We start from the raw sequence: 15,597 nt of genomic DNA on the forward strand, positions 1-15,597 counted from the left end.
TTTTTATCGCTACGCAGGCCGTTAACAACGACACAGCATTGGCCCCCAAATTCGTTTTCTGAATTAAAAAACAAAAAATCCTTTCAATTCCCCCAAATTCTGATTACGTTTGAATTTTTTGTTGATGTAGCTTCTATTAATTTTTTATCAAAAGTTAATGCTACGAGTCGACAGTACAAAACCATGCCAGATTATTTATGCCATTGCAAAGCATGATTACCTTGGCTATGTAATTGAGCCACATATCGTTCAGCTTAACCCCAACGGCGAATTTTCATTAACCTACCAGCGCTTGTTTTCCAATACGGCAAAGGAGTTTATGCAATATATTGATGAGGTTGATATTAAGCTTATCAAGATTTTGGAGGAGATGGAGCAGGGCAATGTAATAAAGCGCTTTTACAAAAAGCCCATCCGCCCGTTTGAGTTTTTTGCCAAAATTTTTAACGAAACATTATTTGATACCATTCGCCCCAAGCTGGAGAAGCGGATGGCCGAAGCGCTGAACCTGCTGATGCAAACCGGCAAAAAGGTTTACCAGATGAGTAAAGAGGGCTATCCCGGAGAACGAAAGCTGCAGATAGCAACTGAACCGGCCAGCGTGCTGTTCCATTTCAGGCGAAATGAGGAGGAGATACGATATTTCCCTACGATTAAATACCAGGGAATGCGCATCGAATTCATGTTTAAAAATGCCGAGATCATTTGTAACCACCCGGCCTGGATGCTCCTTGACGATACACTGTATTACTTTGATAAAGAGATAGAAGGTAAAAAACTGGTGCCCTTCCTGAATAAGCGTTTTATCGCCATCCCCAGGTCGTCAGAGCAATCTTACTTTGAAAAGTTTGTTGCGCCGCTGATTGAGAAGCACAATGTATATGCCGAAGGGTTTACGATAAACACCGAAAAATACGATGCGCAGCCAATTGTAAAACCTATTTATGTAGAGGGAGGCACATCGCAGCTGCAATTGTATTTTAAATATGCGGGCTATATTTTTCCTTACGGCGATGGACGTACGGTATCGGTAAGGATGGAGAAAAATGGCGACGATTACCTGTTCCATCGCATTAAGCGCTCGGCTACCTGGGAAAAGGGTAAAATGGCCCAGTTGGAACAATTGGGCCTTAAAACCGTATCCAGCTTGTTTCAAAACCTCGAGGTTGATAATAAGCATGATGAGGATGCCGATCATTCCTTCTCGGTATTTGAATGGCTTAATCAGCATCATAACCAGCTAATAGAGCAGGGTTTTGAAATAGAGCAACCTGACGGTCAAAAGCGGTACGTTTTTGGAAACAGTAAAATAGACCTTGAAGTATCTGAAAATAACGATTGGTTTGATATTAACGCCATTGTTTGGTTTGGGCCATACCGCATTCCGTTTATCCAGCTAAAGAATCATATCCTCAACCATAAAAAGGAATTTATTTTGCCATCGGGCGAGATTGCTGTTATTCCCGAAAAATGGTTTTCGCAATATGGTAACCTGCTGCATTTTACCGAAGGAGGCAATGACTTGAGGCTGCGCCGCCACCATATAGGCCTGGTTAATGACCTGGCCGAAGGCGAAATGGCCAACGTTACCATGACCCGAAAGCTACAGAAGTTGACCAATTTTGAAGAATTGGAAGAAATAAATATGCCTGTAAACTTTCAAGGTAACCTGCGGCCTTACCAACAGGCAGGTTATAACTGGTTTCACTTTTTAAAGCAATACCATTTTGGCGGCTGCCTTGCCGATGATATGGGCCTTGGTAAAACAATACAAACTCTGGCCCTGCTGCAAAAACATAAAGAGTTTACCGAAGCAGAAGGCAGCAAGAGCACATCGCTGGTTATTATGCCAACATCGTTGATATACAACTGGCTTAACGAGGCGAAAAAATTTACACCGCAATTGAGGTTGATGGTTCATACCGGTACATTAAGGTATCGGTCGGCAGATGTGTTTGCCAACTATGATGTGGTTATCACCACCTATGGCATCAGCCGGATAGATATTGAAATGTTTAAGGATTACTTTTTTGATTATGTGATACTTGATGAAAGCCAGAACATCAAAAATCCATCGTCAAAATCATTCCAGGCAGTTAAGCAACTCAAATCGCGATTTAAACTGATATTAAGCGGTACCCCGGTTGAAAATTCGGTAAATGACTTATGGACGCAGATGTCGTTTATTAACCCAGGCTTGTTGGGCAACCAGCAGTTTTTCCAGAATGAGTTTGTAACGCCTATAGAAAAGAAAAAGGATGAGGATAAGGCCCGCAAGTTGCAGGCGCTTATTAAACCTTTTGTGCTGCGCCGTACCAAGGAACAGGTGGCAACCGAGCTTCCACCCAAAACGGAAACCTTGCTTTACTGCGAGATGAGCGAGGAGCAGGGATCGGTATATGAAAAAATAAAGTCAGAATACCGCAACGAATTGCTCAAAAGTCTGGAGGACGGCACCTTTGCCAAAACCCAGATACAGGTATTGCAGGGGCTTATTAAGCTGAGGCAGATAGCCAACCATCCCATCATGATTGATAAGGATTACGAGGGCGATAGCGGAAAATTTGAAAACGTTGTGCACACCCTGGCCAGCGTGTTGGATGGCGGACACAAGGTGTTGATATTCTCGCAGTTTGTAAAGCAGCTTGCCATTTACCGCGAACACCTGGAACGGGAAGGAATATCATATGTGTACCTTGACGGCGGTACTCAAAACCGCGGCGATGTGGTTAAACAATTCCAGGAGGATAAAAAGACAAGGGTTTTCCTGATCTCGATAAAGGCAGGCGGGGTAGGCCTTAACCTTACTGAAGCCGACTACGTTTTTATACTTGACCCCTGGTGGAACCCTGCTGTTGAACAACAGGCCATTGACCGTACCCACCGCATCGGGCAAACCAAAAACGTATTTATCTATAAATTCATAACTAAAGATTCTGTTGAGGAGAAGATACTTGCCCTGCAGCAGCGCAAATTAAGCCTCAGCCGCGCCTTAATTACCACCGAGGAAAGTTTTATCAAATCGCTTACTGCGGATGATATAAAGGAGATATTGGGGTAGGAACCCCAGATGTGCAGGTGTGCAAATTTTAGATGTGCAAATGTGCAGATGGAAGATTTTGGATGTGTATACTTCAGATTATTTGATTCGGATAAAGCATAAAAAAATAGCCTCTCAATTGTTGAAAGGCCATTTTCTTTTTCATCATCTGCACATTTGCATATCTGAAATTTGCACATCTGACTAAGGTTTCACACTCGTAAACTTCGATCCTAAACTGATGTAATCAGTCATGATCTGGCCTACTTCACGTTTTACAAAGTCAAGGTCTTCATCTTTAGGCCTTTTATCCCCTTTTTTAAGCGCAGGCAGGCCTAAAGCTACGCGGCGTAGGTTATTACGTTCCAACGCTTTTTGCTCGTCGGCATCACGTTCTTTCTTAAGGTCGGCTTCATTTAAGGTTACACTGCCTTCGGTATTGTGTTTTTTAAAGTCGGCGATATCTTCAAGCATATATTTGTAGCTATCGCTGGTTGCCATACGTTGCTCATGCATTTTTTTAAGCTGTGGCAATACCGCCGTAAAATCGCCTGCTTTGGTAAAATCGCTTTTCTCTATCACATCAAAAGGCATAGCCGACGGCTCGGTATCCTCGCCATATTTATCCAAAGGAATTAATGATGGAAACTGGATATCGGGCATAACACCTTTATGCTGGGTTGAATTGCCACTAATACGGTAAAATTTAGCTATAGTTAAATTTAACTGGCCATAAGTACTCTGGCTGCCGGTTGATACTTTCATCTTTTTTGTTCCGGCAACATTTCCAGCTAAATCTTTTATTTTATCACGTATTGGCGAACCCAGTATCCTATCGAGGTCAATGGCGTTTTGTACCGAGCCTTTACCATAGGTTTGTGTGCCCAAAATTAATCCGCGGCCATAGTCCTGTATAGCACCTGAGAAAATTTCTGATGCTGAAGCGCTAAAACGATCAACAAGTACTCCCAACGGACCTGAATAAGTAACCGATGGGTCTTCATCTTTCTCTACATCCACCTGGTCTTTAGTATCACGAACCTGTACTACCGGGCCCGATTTGATGAAAAGACCGGTAAGTTCAATAGCTTCCATTAACGAGCCGCCTCCATTTTCGCGTAAGTCGATAACTACGCCATCAACATTTTCCTGTTTCAGGCTATCCAGCAATAATTTAACATCGTGGGTAGTACTCTTATAGTTTGGATTACCCGCCTTGTAATCGTTATAATCGATATAAAATGCGGGGATAGATATTACACCTATTTTAACAGCTTTACCATTACTGTTATAATTACGGATCTCTTTTTTGGCCGATTGGTCTTTTAAAATGATTTTTTCGCGTACCATTTCTACAACTTTGGGCTTGCTGCCTGCGCTTGCCCCTGCAGGTAAAATCTCAAGCTTTACCGTAGTACCTTTGGTTCCACGAATTATGGCTATAGCATTTTCAACCCTCCAGCCAACTACGTTCTGAAATTCGCCTTCTTTGCCTTGTGCAACACCAACAATGCGATCGTCGATGGATATCTGCTTGCTTTTATCAGCAGGACCACCCGGTACTATCGATTTGATGGTTACGTATTCGTTTTCAACTAACAGTGAGGCCCCGATACCTTCTAACTGGCGAGACATTTCGATATTGAAATTAGCTGCGTTTGAAGGGTTAAAATAGTTAGTATGCGGATCGATAGCCTCGGTAAAGGCATCCATGAAATATTGAAAAACGTCCTGGTTGGATAGCTTATTTGCTTGCGACAATAAGTTTTCGTAACGTTTTTTCAGTACTTCTTTATTTTTTGCCATGTCCGGGTTGGCTATTTTCAGGTTCAGCAGGTCGTATTTAACGCGCTGCCCCCACATGTCATCCATTTCGGTTTGATTGGCAGGCCATGGCAGTTTATCACGATCATACACAAACGATTCTTTTTTATCAAAATCAAAGCTTTTATTTAACCGGGCCAACGAGTAATTTACATGCTCAATGTACCTTTTCTGAAACACGTTGAAAATATAAAAAGCATCGTTCAGGTTGCCTGCTTTAATGTCATCATCAAGCACTGTTTTGTACTTTTCAAAGTCCTTAATATCCGAGGCTAAAAAGTAACTATGGTTTTCATCTAATGATTTGATATACCGATCGTATACAATTGCTGATATTGAATCGTTTAGTTCAACTTTTTTATAGTTGTAATTGGTAATCAGTTCGGCAATTTTTTTGCAGACAATACTCTGTTGCTCATCTGGCTCCAGGTCTGATGCTGCAACTTTAATTGGTTTTGATGGCGATGCCTTACATGCAAGTGCAGCAGCCAGTAATACTAATAAATATACTTTCTTAAACATATTTTTTACTGTAGTTAAATCGGGAGTGGTGTAAAACATCAATACTTGTGCCTAATAATAAATTATTGCTAATGTAAAAAAAAGAGACAGTCAAAATGCTGTCTCCTAATAACAATAACAATTATACGATAATGTTTTACTTGTAGTATACACGCAATAGCATTTTACGCTATTGTTACATAAAAAAATTATTTAATTACCTTTTTAGGTTCCTGATCAGCGGTTTCCGCATAGCGAATCTCTGCCCTTGGGTTATCTTTATTATCTTGCAGGTAGCGCATCTGTTTATTAATGTTGGTAACATCGGCTGTAAACCCATGGCTATTGGCCATATCGCGGGCCTCGCTCAAATCCTGCATAGCCTGCGTAAAATCGCCATAACCTGCTTTGCAGGTTGCCAGCCCCATTAGGCTGGTAATGGTATGTTTGTCGTCGTTTTGCTGGCGCGATATCTGCAGACTTTGCAGCCAATACCATTTAGCTTCGGACAGGCGATTTTGCTTCAGGTACATTTGTGCCAGATCGCTAAAATTGTAGCTTGCAGCATTGTAAACCCTGAACCTCATGTTATGCTGGGCCGTTTTCATTACCGCCATTTCATGCAGATAAAGGGAATAAGATGCAAGCTCCAGGCTAACAGCCGTAATTTTATGTTTAGCTAACTGGGCTACGGGCAACCTGCCAATGGAGTGATCTTTTACATCAGCAATCAGCGGAAAGCGTTCGTGTTTTTTAAATACATTACCAATGCTTTTAGCCGGTTTTACCCACCATTGTGCCGATGCGGATATACTTACAGAGCATAAGATAATTAGTAAAAGATATCTCATTGAGCCTTTTGTCTGAGTTTAATAAATTAATCAGTAAACAAATATAATTATAAAGTCCAGTTAATCAATACCCTAAAATGTAGAAATACCAGCCTTGTTTGTTTGATAAGAGGATTTAACGGAGCGCGGAGCTATAATGTTATGTCCAATTAATAATGCTTCTGCTAATCGGTTGATAATAAGGCAGAATAAAATTTTCTTTGCGAATTAAAATTTTAATTAAAAATACAGACAGAGCGGCGGCGATGTTACTGAGATTTTATAGCCATCTTAATAAACACACCCAAAACCCCGTTAATTGATTAGTAATTTGTACCCCCGGCCATGTACATTGATGATCTCGACATTGGGGTCATCTTTTAAATATTTACGGATTTTGCTTAAAAATACATCCATGCTGCGGCCGTTAAAGTAGTTATCGTCATGCCAAATATTCAGCAGGGCCTCTTCGCGGGTAAGCACTTCGTTTTTACGCATGCACAGCAGGCGCAAAAGTTCGGCCTCTTTGGTAGATAGCTTTTGAAGAGCCTCGCCTATGGTGATGATTTGCGAGGTATAATCAAAGGTATAGCGGCCAATTTTAAAGCTGGTTTGCTTTTCCTCTTCGGTTTTTTCGGTGCCACTGGATCGTTTTAGCAAGGCGTTTATGCGCAGCAGCAACTCTTCTATCCGGAAGGGCTTGGTAATGTAATCATCACCGCCGAGGTTAAAGGCTTGTGTTTTATCTTCGATCATGCCCTTGGCGGTGGCAAAAATGATGGGCACGTTGGGGTTTATTTTCCTGATGTCTTTGCCCAGGGTAAAGCCGTCTTTTTTGGGCATCATTACATCCAGTATCAGCAAGTCAAATACATGTTTGGTAAAGGTACGCAGTCCTTCTTCGCCATCTTTACATAAAATAACATCAAATTTCCCTTTCAGCTGCAGATAATCCTGTAGCAGTAAACCCAAATTGGCATCATCCTCAACCAGTAGTATTTTCTTCATGTTATGTTTAGTTCGGAAGTCGGAAAGTCCGATAAGTCCGAAAGTTTTTTTGTTTTTTAGTCCGGAAGTCGGAAAAGTCCGAAAGTCCGGAAGATTTTATTTTTAAGTTTAGATGTCAGCAAGTCCGACGGTTTTTTTATTTAAATAGTTAGCATCTTTCACAACACAACATCTTCCGGACTTTCGGACTTTCCGGACTCCCCGACTAACTACGCCACCGCGAATTTCAGTTCAAACTCCGATCCTTTTTCTTTTTCAGATTTTACGCTGATACTGCCGTTCAATCGTTTTACAATTGTATTTACATAGCTTAATCCCAGTCCAAAACCTTTAACATCGTGCAGGTTACCGGTAGGGATACGGTAAAACTGTTCAAATATTTTTGTTTGCTGATCGCGGCTCATGCCTATGCCTTTATCGGCCACCTTAATAACCACCTGCCCGTTTTTGTTAAAAGTGCTGATCGTTATCTCGGGGTTTTCATTACTGTACTTTATTGCGTTATCGATAAGGTTATACAACACATTTGAAAAATGAAGCTCGTCGGCCACAATTACCGCGTTTTCCGCGCCTAGTTCAAGAGTGGTTTTAGCATTGCATTTATGCAGCTTAAGCGCCATGCTATCTAAAACAACCGCTATCATATCATTTACATCAAGCGGTTTTTTATCAAGCTTAAAGTCATTTTTTTCAATGCGGGCAATATTTAATACCCGCTCTATATGGCTACCTAAACGTTCGTTTTCTTCAAAAATTATATTGGCCAGCCGCGATACCCTGTTTTGGTCGTTAGTAATTTCCCTGTCCTTTAAAGCCTCGCTTGCTATCATGATAGTTGACACCGGGGTTTTAAACTCGTGGGTCATGTTGTTGATGAAGTCTATTTTCATTTCCGATACCTTTTTTTGCTTCAGTATAGAGAAAATGGTATATCCAAAACAAAATATCAAAACGATAAGCAAACCGCCGGTAGTACCCATGGTGGCAGTCATCTTACTTAAGATGAGTGAGTTTTTTTGCGGAAAAGATAGTTTGATCTTACCCGGATCGTTGATCACATCGCGGCTAAAAATAGCAGTTTGATAGGTATTGGCCGGGATAAACACCGGCTTGTTACCCTCCAGGTCACTGGCATTCGAAAATATGAGTGAATCACTGTTGGCTGTACTTACTTCGTAGCTAAATGGCAACGATATGCCCTTGTTATGCAGTTCAAAACGCAAAAGTGTATCTATCCAAAGCAGGTTTAATCGTTTAGTGAGCGGCTGGTCCGATCTGCTGTATTCTTCGGCCAGGTTGGCTATAACATTTGCCTTGCCAGGGTTTGTGTTTACGCTTACGTTTTGGATCGAATCGGTTTCAAGCATTCTTTTGATCTGTGCAACCTGCCTTTCCTTTTGCTTGCGCACTTGTTCGCGCTGCCAAAGGGGGTTAATGCGCGGTATCAGAATTAATTGCTTGCCAAACTGCGGGTCGGGGTATTCGTAACGTAGCGTATCATATTTGCGCAGTTTATGAGGTGTTTTTACAGTGTGGGTAATGTGTGTACCAATTACCTGTTGTTTGTAGCTGGCATGCACAATACCCGCATCGTCGGTATATTGTGCCATGGTAACTTTAATATCCACGGTGCCCTCCTGCTGTAGTAAATCGCTTAGTTCATCATCAAGTTTTTGATGTTTGATCATACGTTCCAGGCTATCACGCAGCAGGGCAACTTTTTTTTGCCTCAAGCTTTGCCGCTTACCTGTTTTAGGAATAAAGGGTTTATTATCGGTGCTTTTTACCACTTTTATTCCCGCATCATCTATTTCGGCCGCTCTAACCTGGGCTTTTGAATTTAAAAAGTTGTTGGCATCCTGTTTGGTTACTTTTGATACCACGTTGTTAAGTGCCTCGTTAACAGAGCGGTCAAAAAGTTCGGATTGCATTTGGTACGATTGTCTTAAAAAATACAATTGCATACCCATTACACCCAAAAGTGCAAGCCCCATTAAGCCAATAATCAAACCGATACTACGTTTCTTCATTTGTTAACAAACAAAAATATTTTAAATAACCCAACAAAGGGGCTATTTAACAAAATTTAACAATTGTCAATTAATAATAACGCTTTGAAATATAACCTATTGCCGGCGTTTAAACGAGGGAAGGGAATAAATAAAAAAAGGGCTCATTTGAGCCCTTTTTTTATATTTAACGCAAATGATATACCAATTAAAATGGCAAATCGTCGTCATCGCTTGATGAACTGATGTCTGCGGCCGGTGCTGCATATTCCGGTGCTGAGGCGGCGCCTGCTCCTGCAAGAACGTTAATTTTCCATAGCTGTAACGAGTTGAAATAGCTTTTTTTGCCTGTTTTATCAGTCCATGGACGGCCACGCAGGTTAAAGAAAACTTCAACGTCATCGCCTATCTTTACATTATCAATCAAAGCACAGCGATCTTGTATAGCTTCGAACTTCAAATATTCAGGATATTGAGGGTTTTCAATATATTCTAATATCAATTCGCGCTTCTTTAGTGAGTCGGTTACCTGTTGTGTTGGCGACACTTCATGTACTTTACCTTTAACTTCCATAATCTTCAAATAATTTAAAATGTAAAGTTAATAGATAAGAAATTAAAATAGGGCGTTTTTAATGCTTAATTTCGCAAAATATCATGCAAGTTTTCCACAACGAAAGTAAAATAATAATTACCTGCAATAAAAGATTGTCAGGCTATCTTCAACAGGAGGTAGAGGCTTTGGGCTACACACCGGTCCGCGTTTTTCAAACCGGGGTGGAGCTTAAGGGCACAGTTACAGATACCATAGCGTTAAACTTAAACCTGCGCTGCGCAAGCCAGGTGCTTTATTTGATAAAGAGTTTTAAGGCCGCCGACCCGAAAGAGTTGTACGACGAGTTAGTTACCATTGAATGGGAGAAACTGATAGACTTTAGCGGGTACTTTTCTGTAACCTCGAACGTTAACAACGAGCATATACTTACGCCCTTGTTTGCCAATGTAAAGGTGAAAGATGCCATTGTTGACAGGATTAAGGAGGTTAAAGGCATTCGCCCTAACTCAGGCGCCGACGCAAATAAAACCCTGGTGCACTTGTACTGGCAGGATGATGAGGCCGATATATTTATGGATACTTCGGGCGAGACATTGGCCAAACATAGCTATCGCAAAATACCCGGTAAGGCACCCATGCTGGAAGCTTTGGCCACATCAACCATTATGGCTACCAACTGGGACAGGAAGAGCACATTTATTAACCCGATGTGCGGATCGGGTACTTTGGCCATCGAGGCGGCTTTGCTGGCTACCGATAAGCACCCCGGTTTATTCAGGATGAACTATGGCTTTATGCACATTATGGGGTACGATGAAAATGTATTTTTTGTAGAGCGCCGTAAGTTGAAAGATAAAGCTAAGAAAGAAACCGGCTTTAAAATCATCGCAACAGATATATCTGAAGACGCTATCGATATTGCCCAGAAAAATGCTAAAACCGCAGGAGTAGAACATTTAATTGATTTTGCTGTTTGTGACTTTGAAGATACCGAAGTGCCTGAGCAACCTGGTGTGGTAATGTTTAACCCGGAATATGGTGAACGCTTAGGTGTACACAGCAAACTGGAGATCACTTATAAAAGAATGGGCGATTTTTTGAAAAAGAAGTGCCTCGGATACAGGGGATATGTTTTTACAGGAAACCCCGACCTTGCAAAAAAGATAGGCTTACGCCCGTCGCGCAGAATTGAGTTTTATAATGGCAAGCTGGATTGCCGTTTATTTGAGTATGAGTTATATGATGGCAGCAAACGCGACCCAAGTGAACGCCCGCAGCCCAGGTAAGCAGTTAACATAAGAATACATTAATGAGAAAGACCATATTATTAGCCGTAGTAGTTTTATCATCAGTTTGCGCCATGGCGCAAACACAACTTGCTTTCCCTTTCCAGGGAGGCGCCCCGGTGATGAGTTCCTTTTTTAAAGATAGCGTTGTTGTATCGCCAGAGATAATTAAGAAAAGGGCCGCAGGAACAGCAGTTTTTAAGTTTACTGCTGATACAAAGGGGACGATAACAAGAATAGTGATTTATTATGCTGATGATTATGTTTTAACAGCGCCTATTATTGAAGCGTTAAAAAAATCAAACCATAAATGGATTATCCCCGATCATGAAAAGGTTCATGATTTTGTGCTGCCTTTCTCTGTCGGCTTCATTCCGCCGGCTGTACCGGGTAAGAGTTTAGAGAAGCACATGTTTGATTTTTATGCTCAGCGTAAGCCGATAATTACAGACAATCAAATTCCGCTTGATAACGCTACCTTATTGCCAACGGTGGTTATTAGCTATCAGTTGGGGCAGTAAAAATCAAAAGCTATCCAAATAACTCGCTGCTTAAATACCTGTCGCCACGATCGCAGCAAATAAATACGATTACGCCTTCTTTTAATTCGGAGGCTAATTTTATAGCTGCGGATAATGCGCCGCCACTGCTCATGCCCGCAAATACGCCTTCAACTTTGGCCAGTTCGCGCGCCCTTTGGGTAGCTTCTTCTTCTGAAATATCCATCACCCTATCTACCCTTGATGCATCAAATATTTTAGGCAAATAGGCCGCAGGCCACCTGCGGATGCCGGGGATGGATGAACCTTCGGTAGGTTGGCAGCCCACTATCTGGATATCATTATTTTGCTGCTTAAGGTACATGGAGCAACCCATTATAGTGCCGGTTGTGCCCATGGCGCTTACAAAATGGGTTATTTTGCCTTCCGTATCGCGCCAGATTTCGGGGCCGGTAGTTTTAATATGTGCGCCAAAATTATCGGGGTTGGCAAACTGGTTTACCAGGTAAAATTCACCGGTGGCGGCCTTTTCTTCGGCATAATCGCGACAAAGTTCAATGCCTTCTAATAAAGTTACTTTGGCCCCGAAAGCTTCCATGGTAAGGGTACGTTCGCGGGTAGAGTTTGATGGCATTACCAATTCAATTTCCAAATCAAACAACCGCGCAATCATAGCCAGTGCTATACCTGTATTGCCGCTGGTTGCCTCAATTAGTTTAGTGCCGGGTTTAATATCGCCCCGCTCAATGGCACTACGGATCATGTTGAGCGATGCGCGGTCTTTAACGCTTCCGCCGGGATTGTTACCTTCCAGCTTGGCAAATATCTGTACGTTGGGGTTTGGGTTTAGCTTTTTAATTTCAACCATAGGCGTATTGCCTATTAAATCAATGAGTGTAGCCATTGTTGTTTTGTTTTGGATAGATGTAAAACAGGGTTGCTCCTGGTTACCAAAAACAAAATTAGCAGTAATATTTAAATAGGGGCCAAAAACAGCAGTGCAAAAACACCTGAATTGACTTTAAAACTACTTTATTATTTATCAAGTACCTTTTGAATGTTTGTTTGCAGATCGGTAAGGCGCTGCTGATCGATATTGTCGTTCACAATAACAATATACCCAAGGTTTTTACCCGGATAAAAAAGGCACATGGTATTAAAGCCGATACCGGTATGCCCGTTATGATAAATAATAGGGGCGCCCTTATAATCAACATCCATCATCCACCCTAAACCAACGCCGGTATTATCGGGGTTTTTCCAGGTGAGCTGGTGGCTTAGTATTATTGCAGGGTCTTGTTCTGCCAAATTGGCTTTGATATATTTAAGCATATCGTTTATAGTCGAGTTCATGCTTGGGCCGTTGTAATAATCGGTTAAATTTAAAAATGGCTGGGGCTGATTGTTGCTGTTATACCCTTGGGCCAACCTATCAGAATGTATGTCAATTTGCGTTTTGGTATCGGCCATATTTAAATGAGTTTTTAAATAATGTGTTACCAATTGCTCATACGGCTCATGATAAATACGTTCCAGCAATAATATCAAAACCATCATGCCATTACCATTGTACCTGAATTTTGTGCCTGGAATGGTATCCGGATTTAAGCTGTGCAGATCTTTCAGCAGGCTATCGGCCCTATATACATCATAAAAGTGAAGTTGTTCTGGCAAGGTCAGTTTTCTTAAACTGTCTTTTATCGCTTTAGGAAACGGGTGCGCTTGCCCAGGTAAGCCAGATGTATGGTTGGCCAAATTAACGAGCCTGATAGGCTGGCCATTATACTGAAGGTTTGGGTAGATGCCGGGCAGGTATTTCCTGATATCATCATTAAGGCTGGCTTTTTTTTCAATAACAGCCTCGGCCAGCATGGTAGTCGCAAAAGTTTTGGCTACCGAGCCAAGGTTATAGAAATTATCGGCTGTGGGGAGTTTGCCCGTTCCCTTTTTTACTTCACCATAATTGTATGTATGGGCTTTGCCGTCTTTATAAATTCCGATAGATATGCCAACGGTATTTGGCGTATCCATATAAATGCGCACGCCTTTATCAACTGCCGAATCGAGTTTGGTTTTGAGCTGATTATCACTCAATAAAGATTTTTTATTTTGGGCGGTTGCATTTAAGCCGACAAAACACAGGCAGACAATTGCGAACTGGCTAAGTGATTTCATTTTTGCAGATGGTATTTTTTGAAGGATATAACCGCAAAATCAAGAAAAAACGAATCTACTTAGCCATGTAAACTGGCAAGCAGGGAGAAAATTTCGGTAAAAGGGTAATAATTGCCGGTCAATTATTTTTGCTCGCCAAAAATACGCCGGGTTAATTTTTTCAGGATACGGATGCTTGGCGTATGATACACCCTTGAATTTGGCGGCAGGCTTTTGGTTAGCCACACATTGCCTCCAACAACGCTGTTGCTGCCTATCACAGTTTCGCCGCCTAATATAGTAGCGCCGGAGTATATAACCACATTGTTTTCTACCGTTGGGTGGCGTTTGGTAAAAGCCATACTTTTATCAACGCTTAAAGCACCAAGGGTAACCCCCTGGTATAATTTAACGTGAGCGCCAATAGTGCAGCTTTCGCCAATTACAATGCCGGTGCCATGATCAATGTAAAAATAATCGCCTATAACCGCTGCCGGGTGGATATCGATACCGGTTTTAGAATGGGCATATTCGGTGAGGATCCTTGGGATCAAAGGAACATCGCGGGTATATAAGGCATGAGCCAATCTGTAAAGCGAGATAGCAAAAAAACCGGGATAGGTACGTATCACCTCAAATTCGCTGCGCGCAGCTGGGTCGCCGTTAAATATAGCCTGTATATCGGTATTTAAAACCTGGTAAAGCAGGGGCAGGGATTCAAAAAAACCGGCAGCACGTTTTTTGTTGTCACAATCGGCGCATGCACTTGTGGCCTCCATAATATGGTAAAGCTCGGCTTCCAGCAGCACAAATTCAGACTTCAGCTCTTCAACCGTCGAAAAGGTTTTTGCTGTTTGTTCCGGGTATAGCAAATGAATAACGCGCAGCGCCCACCTGGTAATTTCCCTGTTAGACGGCACGTACTCAAGCTTTTGCTGCTTGATGAAAATTTGCCCGTAAAATTCTTCACTCATGTTTTATAATACGTTGTTGAGGGGCAACAATCGTTTTGTACTGCAAGTTTAGGGAAAAGAATGTTGTTTATATGTAAAAATGGCTACTTAATTGATGGATGTAATAATTTTTGTATTTAAAAAAAAGCTAATGGTGCAGCCTGAAAAACACGCCGATGAATAAGTAGCCCGAATTATATTTTAAAGGAGCATAATATTTTGACCGTAACCGGTTGATGCCTGCTCCGTAATTTGAACTATCATAACCCAGTTCCAGCCCAACGCTGCCAAATTCGCCGGGGATTGAAAAAGTTATCATAGGCGAATAAGCAAATGTATAGCCGGCGTTTGTTGATTTGCCCTCCAGCTGTTCGGTATAATCATCACGTGGTTCGCTGTAACGATATACATCGCCGTAACCAACATTGTACCCCCCTTTTATTGATAGCGCGACAGCAACCTGAACGTCACTTTCGGGATTGATACAATAGTGTGGTGTTATAGCTATACCTGTATACAGGGTTTTGCTTTCAAGGCGCTTATAATCATCGTCAAAATAAAAGTTATAATTCATTACATCGGCAAAACCGGTTACATCAAACCCGGAGTGGCCACCGGCGAAAACTTTTCCGTAACCGATATTAACCCGGAACGAGCCTTTGCTTAAATTACTGTCTGGCAAATTGGCTGTTGGCTGCATAGTGCCAATCCTTAATAGCAAACCGCTTGATTGTGCTTGCGTCGTTAGGGTGTAGCATAACAAAAACACCAAAATCAAACCTGCAGGTAGTTTCATATTTTTATTGTGATAGGTAAAAGCAAATGGAGTAAGGTTGTTTGTAATAATATGACGGCCTTTTAATAGTTTGGTTTAATTAAACTATTCAAATAAAAACAAGTCTTTGCTTTTAGTATTGTTTATACAGTATATTTACA

At 41.6% G+C, this 15,597-nt stretch carries 12 protein-coding genes; 3 read left to right on the forward strand and 9 right to left on the reverse strand.

The window, feature by feature from the left end:
* The first annotated feature begins 157 nt into the window (after positions 1–157).
* Positions 158–3,061, forward strand: coding sequence for a DEAD/DEAH box helicase (locus BMX56_RS01305; RefSeq protein WP_090638935.1), 2,904 nt, complete (start codon positions 158–160; stop codon positions 3,059–3,061).
* A gap of 183 nt (positions 3,062–3,244) precedes the next feature.
* Here the strand turns inward: BMX56_RS01305 and BMX56_RS01310 are convergent, their stop codons facing one another.
* The 5 genes from BMX56_RS01310 to BMX56_RS01330 all read right to left on the reverse strand — a co-directional run bounded on the left by BMX56_RS01310 (position 3,245) and on the right by BMX56_RS01330 (position 9,786).
* On the reverse strand, positions 3,245–5,386 hold the full coding sequence (locus tag BMX56_RS01310; RefSeq protein ID WP_090641594.1) for a carboxy terminal-processing peptidase: 2,142 nt from the start codon (positions 5,384–5,386) through the stop codon (positions 3,245–3,247).
* 188 nt (positions 5,387–5,574) lie between these two features.
* The gene (locus tag BMX56_RS01315; RefSeq protein WP_090638944.1) at positions 5,575–6,216 is read right to left on the reverse strand and encodes a tetratricopeptide repeat protein; all 642 of its coding nucleotides are present in this window, start codon (positions 6,214–6,216) and stop codon (positions 5,575–5,577) included.
* Between the two features lie 294 nt (positions 6,217–6,510).
* Positions 6,511–7,203, reverse strand: coding sequence for a response regulator transcription factor (locus BMX56_RS01320; RefSeq protein ID WP_090638958.1), 693 nt, complete (start codon positions 7,201–7,203; stop codon positions 6,511–6,513).
* A gap of 209 nt (positions 7,204–7,412) precedes the next feature.
* Positions 7,413–9,233 carry a sensor histidine kinase gene (locus BMX56_RS01325; RefSeq protein WP_090638965.1) on the reverse strand — a complete coding sequence of 607 codons (1,821 nt, stop codon included), beginning with the start codon at positions 9,231–9,233 and terminating at the stop codon, positions 7,413–7,415.
* A gap of 187 nt (positions 9,234–9,420) precedes the next feature.
* A complete protein-coding gene (locus tag BMX56_RS01330; protein WP_090638972.1) occupies positions 9,421–9,786 on the reverse strand; it encodes a DUF3127 domain-containing protein in 366 nt (121 codons plus the stop codon).
* A gap of 83 nt (positions 9,787–9,869) precedes the next feature.
* Here BMX56_RS01330 and BMX56_RS01335 point away from each other — a divergent pair, with 83 nt between their 5' ends.
* The gene (locus BMX56_RS01335; protein ID WP_090638979.1) at positions 9,870–11,054 is read left to right on the forward strand and encodes a THUMP domain-containing class I SAM-dependent RNA methyltransferase; all 1,185 of its coding nucleotides are present in this window, start codon (positions 9,870–9,872) and stop codon (positions 11,052–11,054) included.
* Between the two features lie 23 nt (positions 11,055–11,077).
* Positions 11,078–11,575 carry a hypothetical protein gene (locus tag BMX56_RS01340; protein WP_143065340.1) on the forward strand — a complete coding sequence of 166 codons (498 nt, stop codon included), beginning with the start codon at positions 11,078–11,080 and terminating at the stop codon, positions 11,573–11,575.
* Positions 11,576–11,585: 10 nt separating this feature from the next.
* On the opposite strand, the gene cysM is transcribed toward BMX56_RS01340, so the two are convergent.
* The 4 genes from cysM to BMX56_RS01360 all read right to left on the reverse strand — a co-directional run bounded on the left by cysM (position 11,586) and on the right by BMX56_RS01360 (position 15,457).
* Complete coding sequence (gene cysM / locus BMX56_RS01345; protein ID WP_090638993.1) at positions 11,586–12,458, reverse strand: cysteine synthase CysM; 873 nt, start codon at positions 12,456–12,458, stop codon at positions 11,586–11,588.
* A gap of 131 nt (positions 12,459–12,589) precedes the next feature.
* Positions 12,590–13,648: a serine hydrolase domain-containing protein gene (locus BMX56_RS01350; RefSeq protein ID WP_177183679.1), complete on the reverse strand. Its 1,059-nt coding sequence runs from the start codon at positions 13,646–13,648 to the stop codon at positions 12,590–12,592.
* Positions 13,649–13,851: 203 nt separating this feature from the next.
* Positions 13,852–14,682: a serine O-acetyltransferase EpsC gene (epsC, locus tag BMX56_RS01355; protein WP_090639011.1), complete on the reverse strand. Its 831-nt coding sequence runs from the start codon at positions 14,680–14,682 to the stop codon at positions 13,852–13,854.
* Between the two features lie 127 nt (positions 14,683–14,809).
* A complete protein-coding gene (locus tag BMX56_RS01360; RefSeq protein WP_090639019.1) occupies positions 14,810–15,457 on the reverse strand; it encodes a hypothetical protein in 648 nt (215 codons plus the stop codon).
* Between the last annotated feature and the right edge of the window lie 140 nt (positions 15,458–15,597).

This window comes from Mucilaginibacter sp. OK283 (assembly GCF_900110415.1).
GTDB lineage: Bacteria > Bacteroidota > Bacteroidia > Sphingobacteriales > Sphingobacteriaceae > Mucilaginibacter.

What these genes read in the sequence shown, in the direction of transcription:
- BMX56_RS01305 (WP_090638935.1), top strand. Translation starts at nt 158, where the DNA reads ATGCTACGAGTCGACAGTACAAAACCATGCCAGATTATTTATGCCATT.
- BMX56_RS01310 (WP_090641594.1), bottom strand. Translation starts at nt 5,386, where the DNA reads ATGTTTAAGAAAGTATATTTATTAGTATTACTGGCTGCTGCACTTGCA.
- BMX56_RS01315 (WP_090638944.1), bottom strand. Translation starts at nt 6,216, where the DNA reads ATGAGATATCTTTTACTAATTATCTTATGCTCTGTAAGTATATCCGCA.
- BMX56_RS01320 (WP_090638958.1), bottom strand. Translation starts at nt 7,203, where the DNA reads ATGAAGAAAATACTACTGGTTGAGGATGATGCCAATTTGGGTTTACTG.
- BMX56_RS01325 (WP_090638965.1), bottom strand. Translation starts at nt 9,233, where the DNA reads ATGAAGAAACGTAGTATCGGTTTGATTATTGGCTTAATGGGGCTTGCA.
- BMX56_RS01330 (WP_090638972.1), bottom strand. Translation starts at nt 9,786, where the DNA reads ATGGAAGTTAAAGGTAAAGTACATGAAGTGTCGCCAACACAACAGGTA.
- BMX56_RS01335 (WP_090638979.1), top strand. Translation starts at nt 9,870, where the DNA reads ATGCAAGTTTTCCACAACGAAAGTAAAATAATAATTACCTGCAATAAA.
- BMX56_RS01340 (WP_143065340.1), top strand. Translation starts at nt 11,078, where the DNA reads ATGAGAAAGACCATATTATTAGCCGTAGTAGTTTTATCATCAGTTTGC.
- cysM (WP_090638993.1), bottom strand. Translation starts at nt 12,458, where the DNA reads ATGGCTACACTCATTGATTTAATAGGCAATACGCCTATGGTTGAAATT.
- epsC (WP_090639011.1), bottom strand. Translation starts at nt 14,682, where the DNA reads ATGAGTGAAGAATTTTACGGGCAAATTTTCATCAAGCAGCAAAAGCTT.
- BMX56_RS01360 (WP_090639019.1), bottom strand. Translation starts at nt 15,457, where the DNA reads ATGAAACTACCTGCAGGTTTGATTTTGGTGTTTTTGTTATGCTACACC.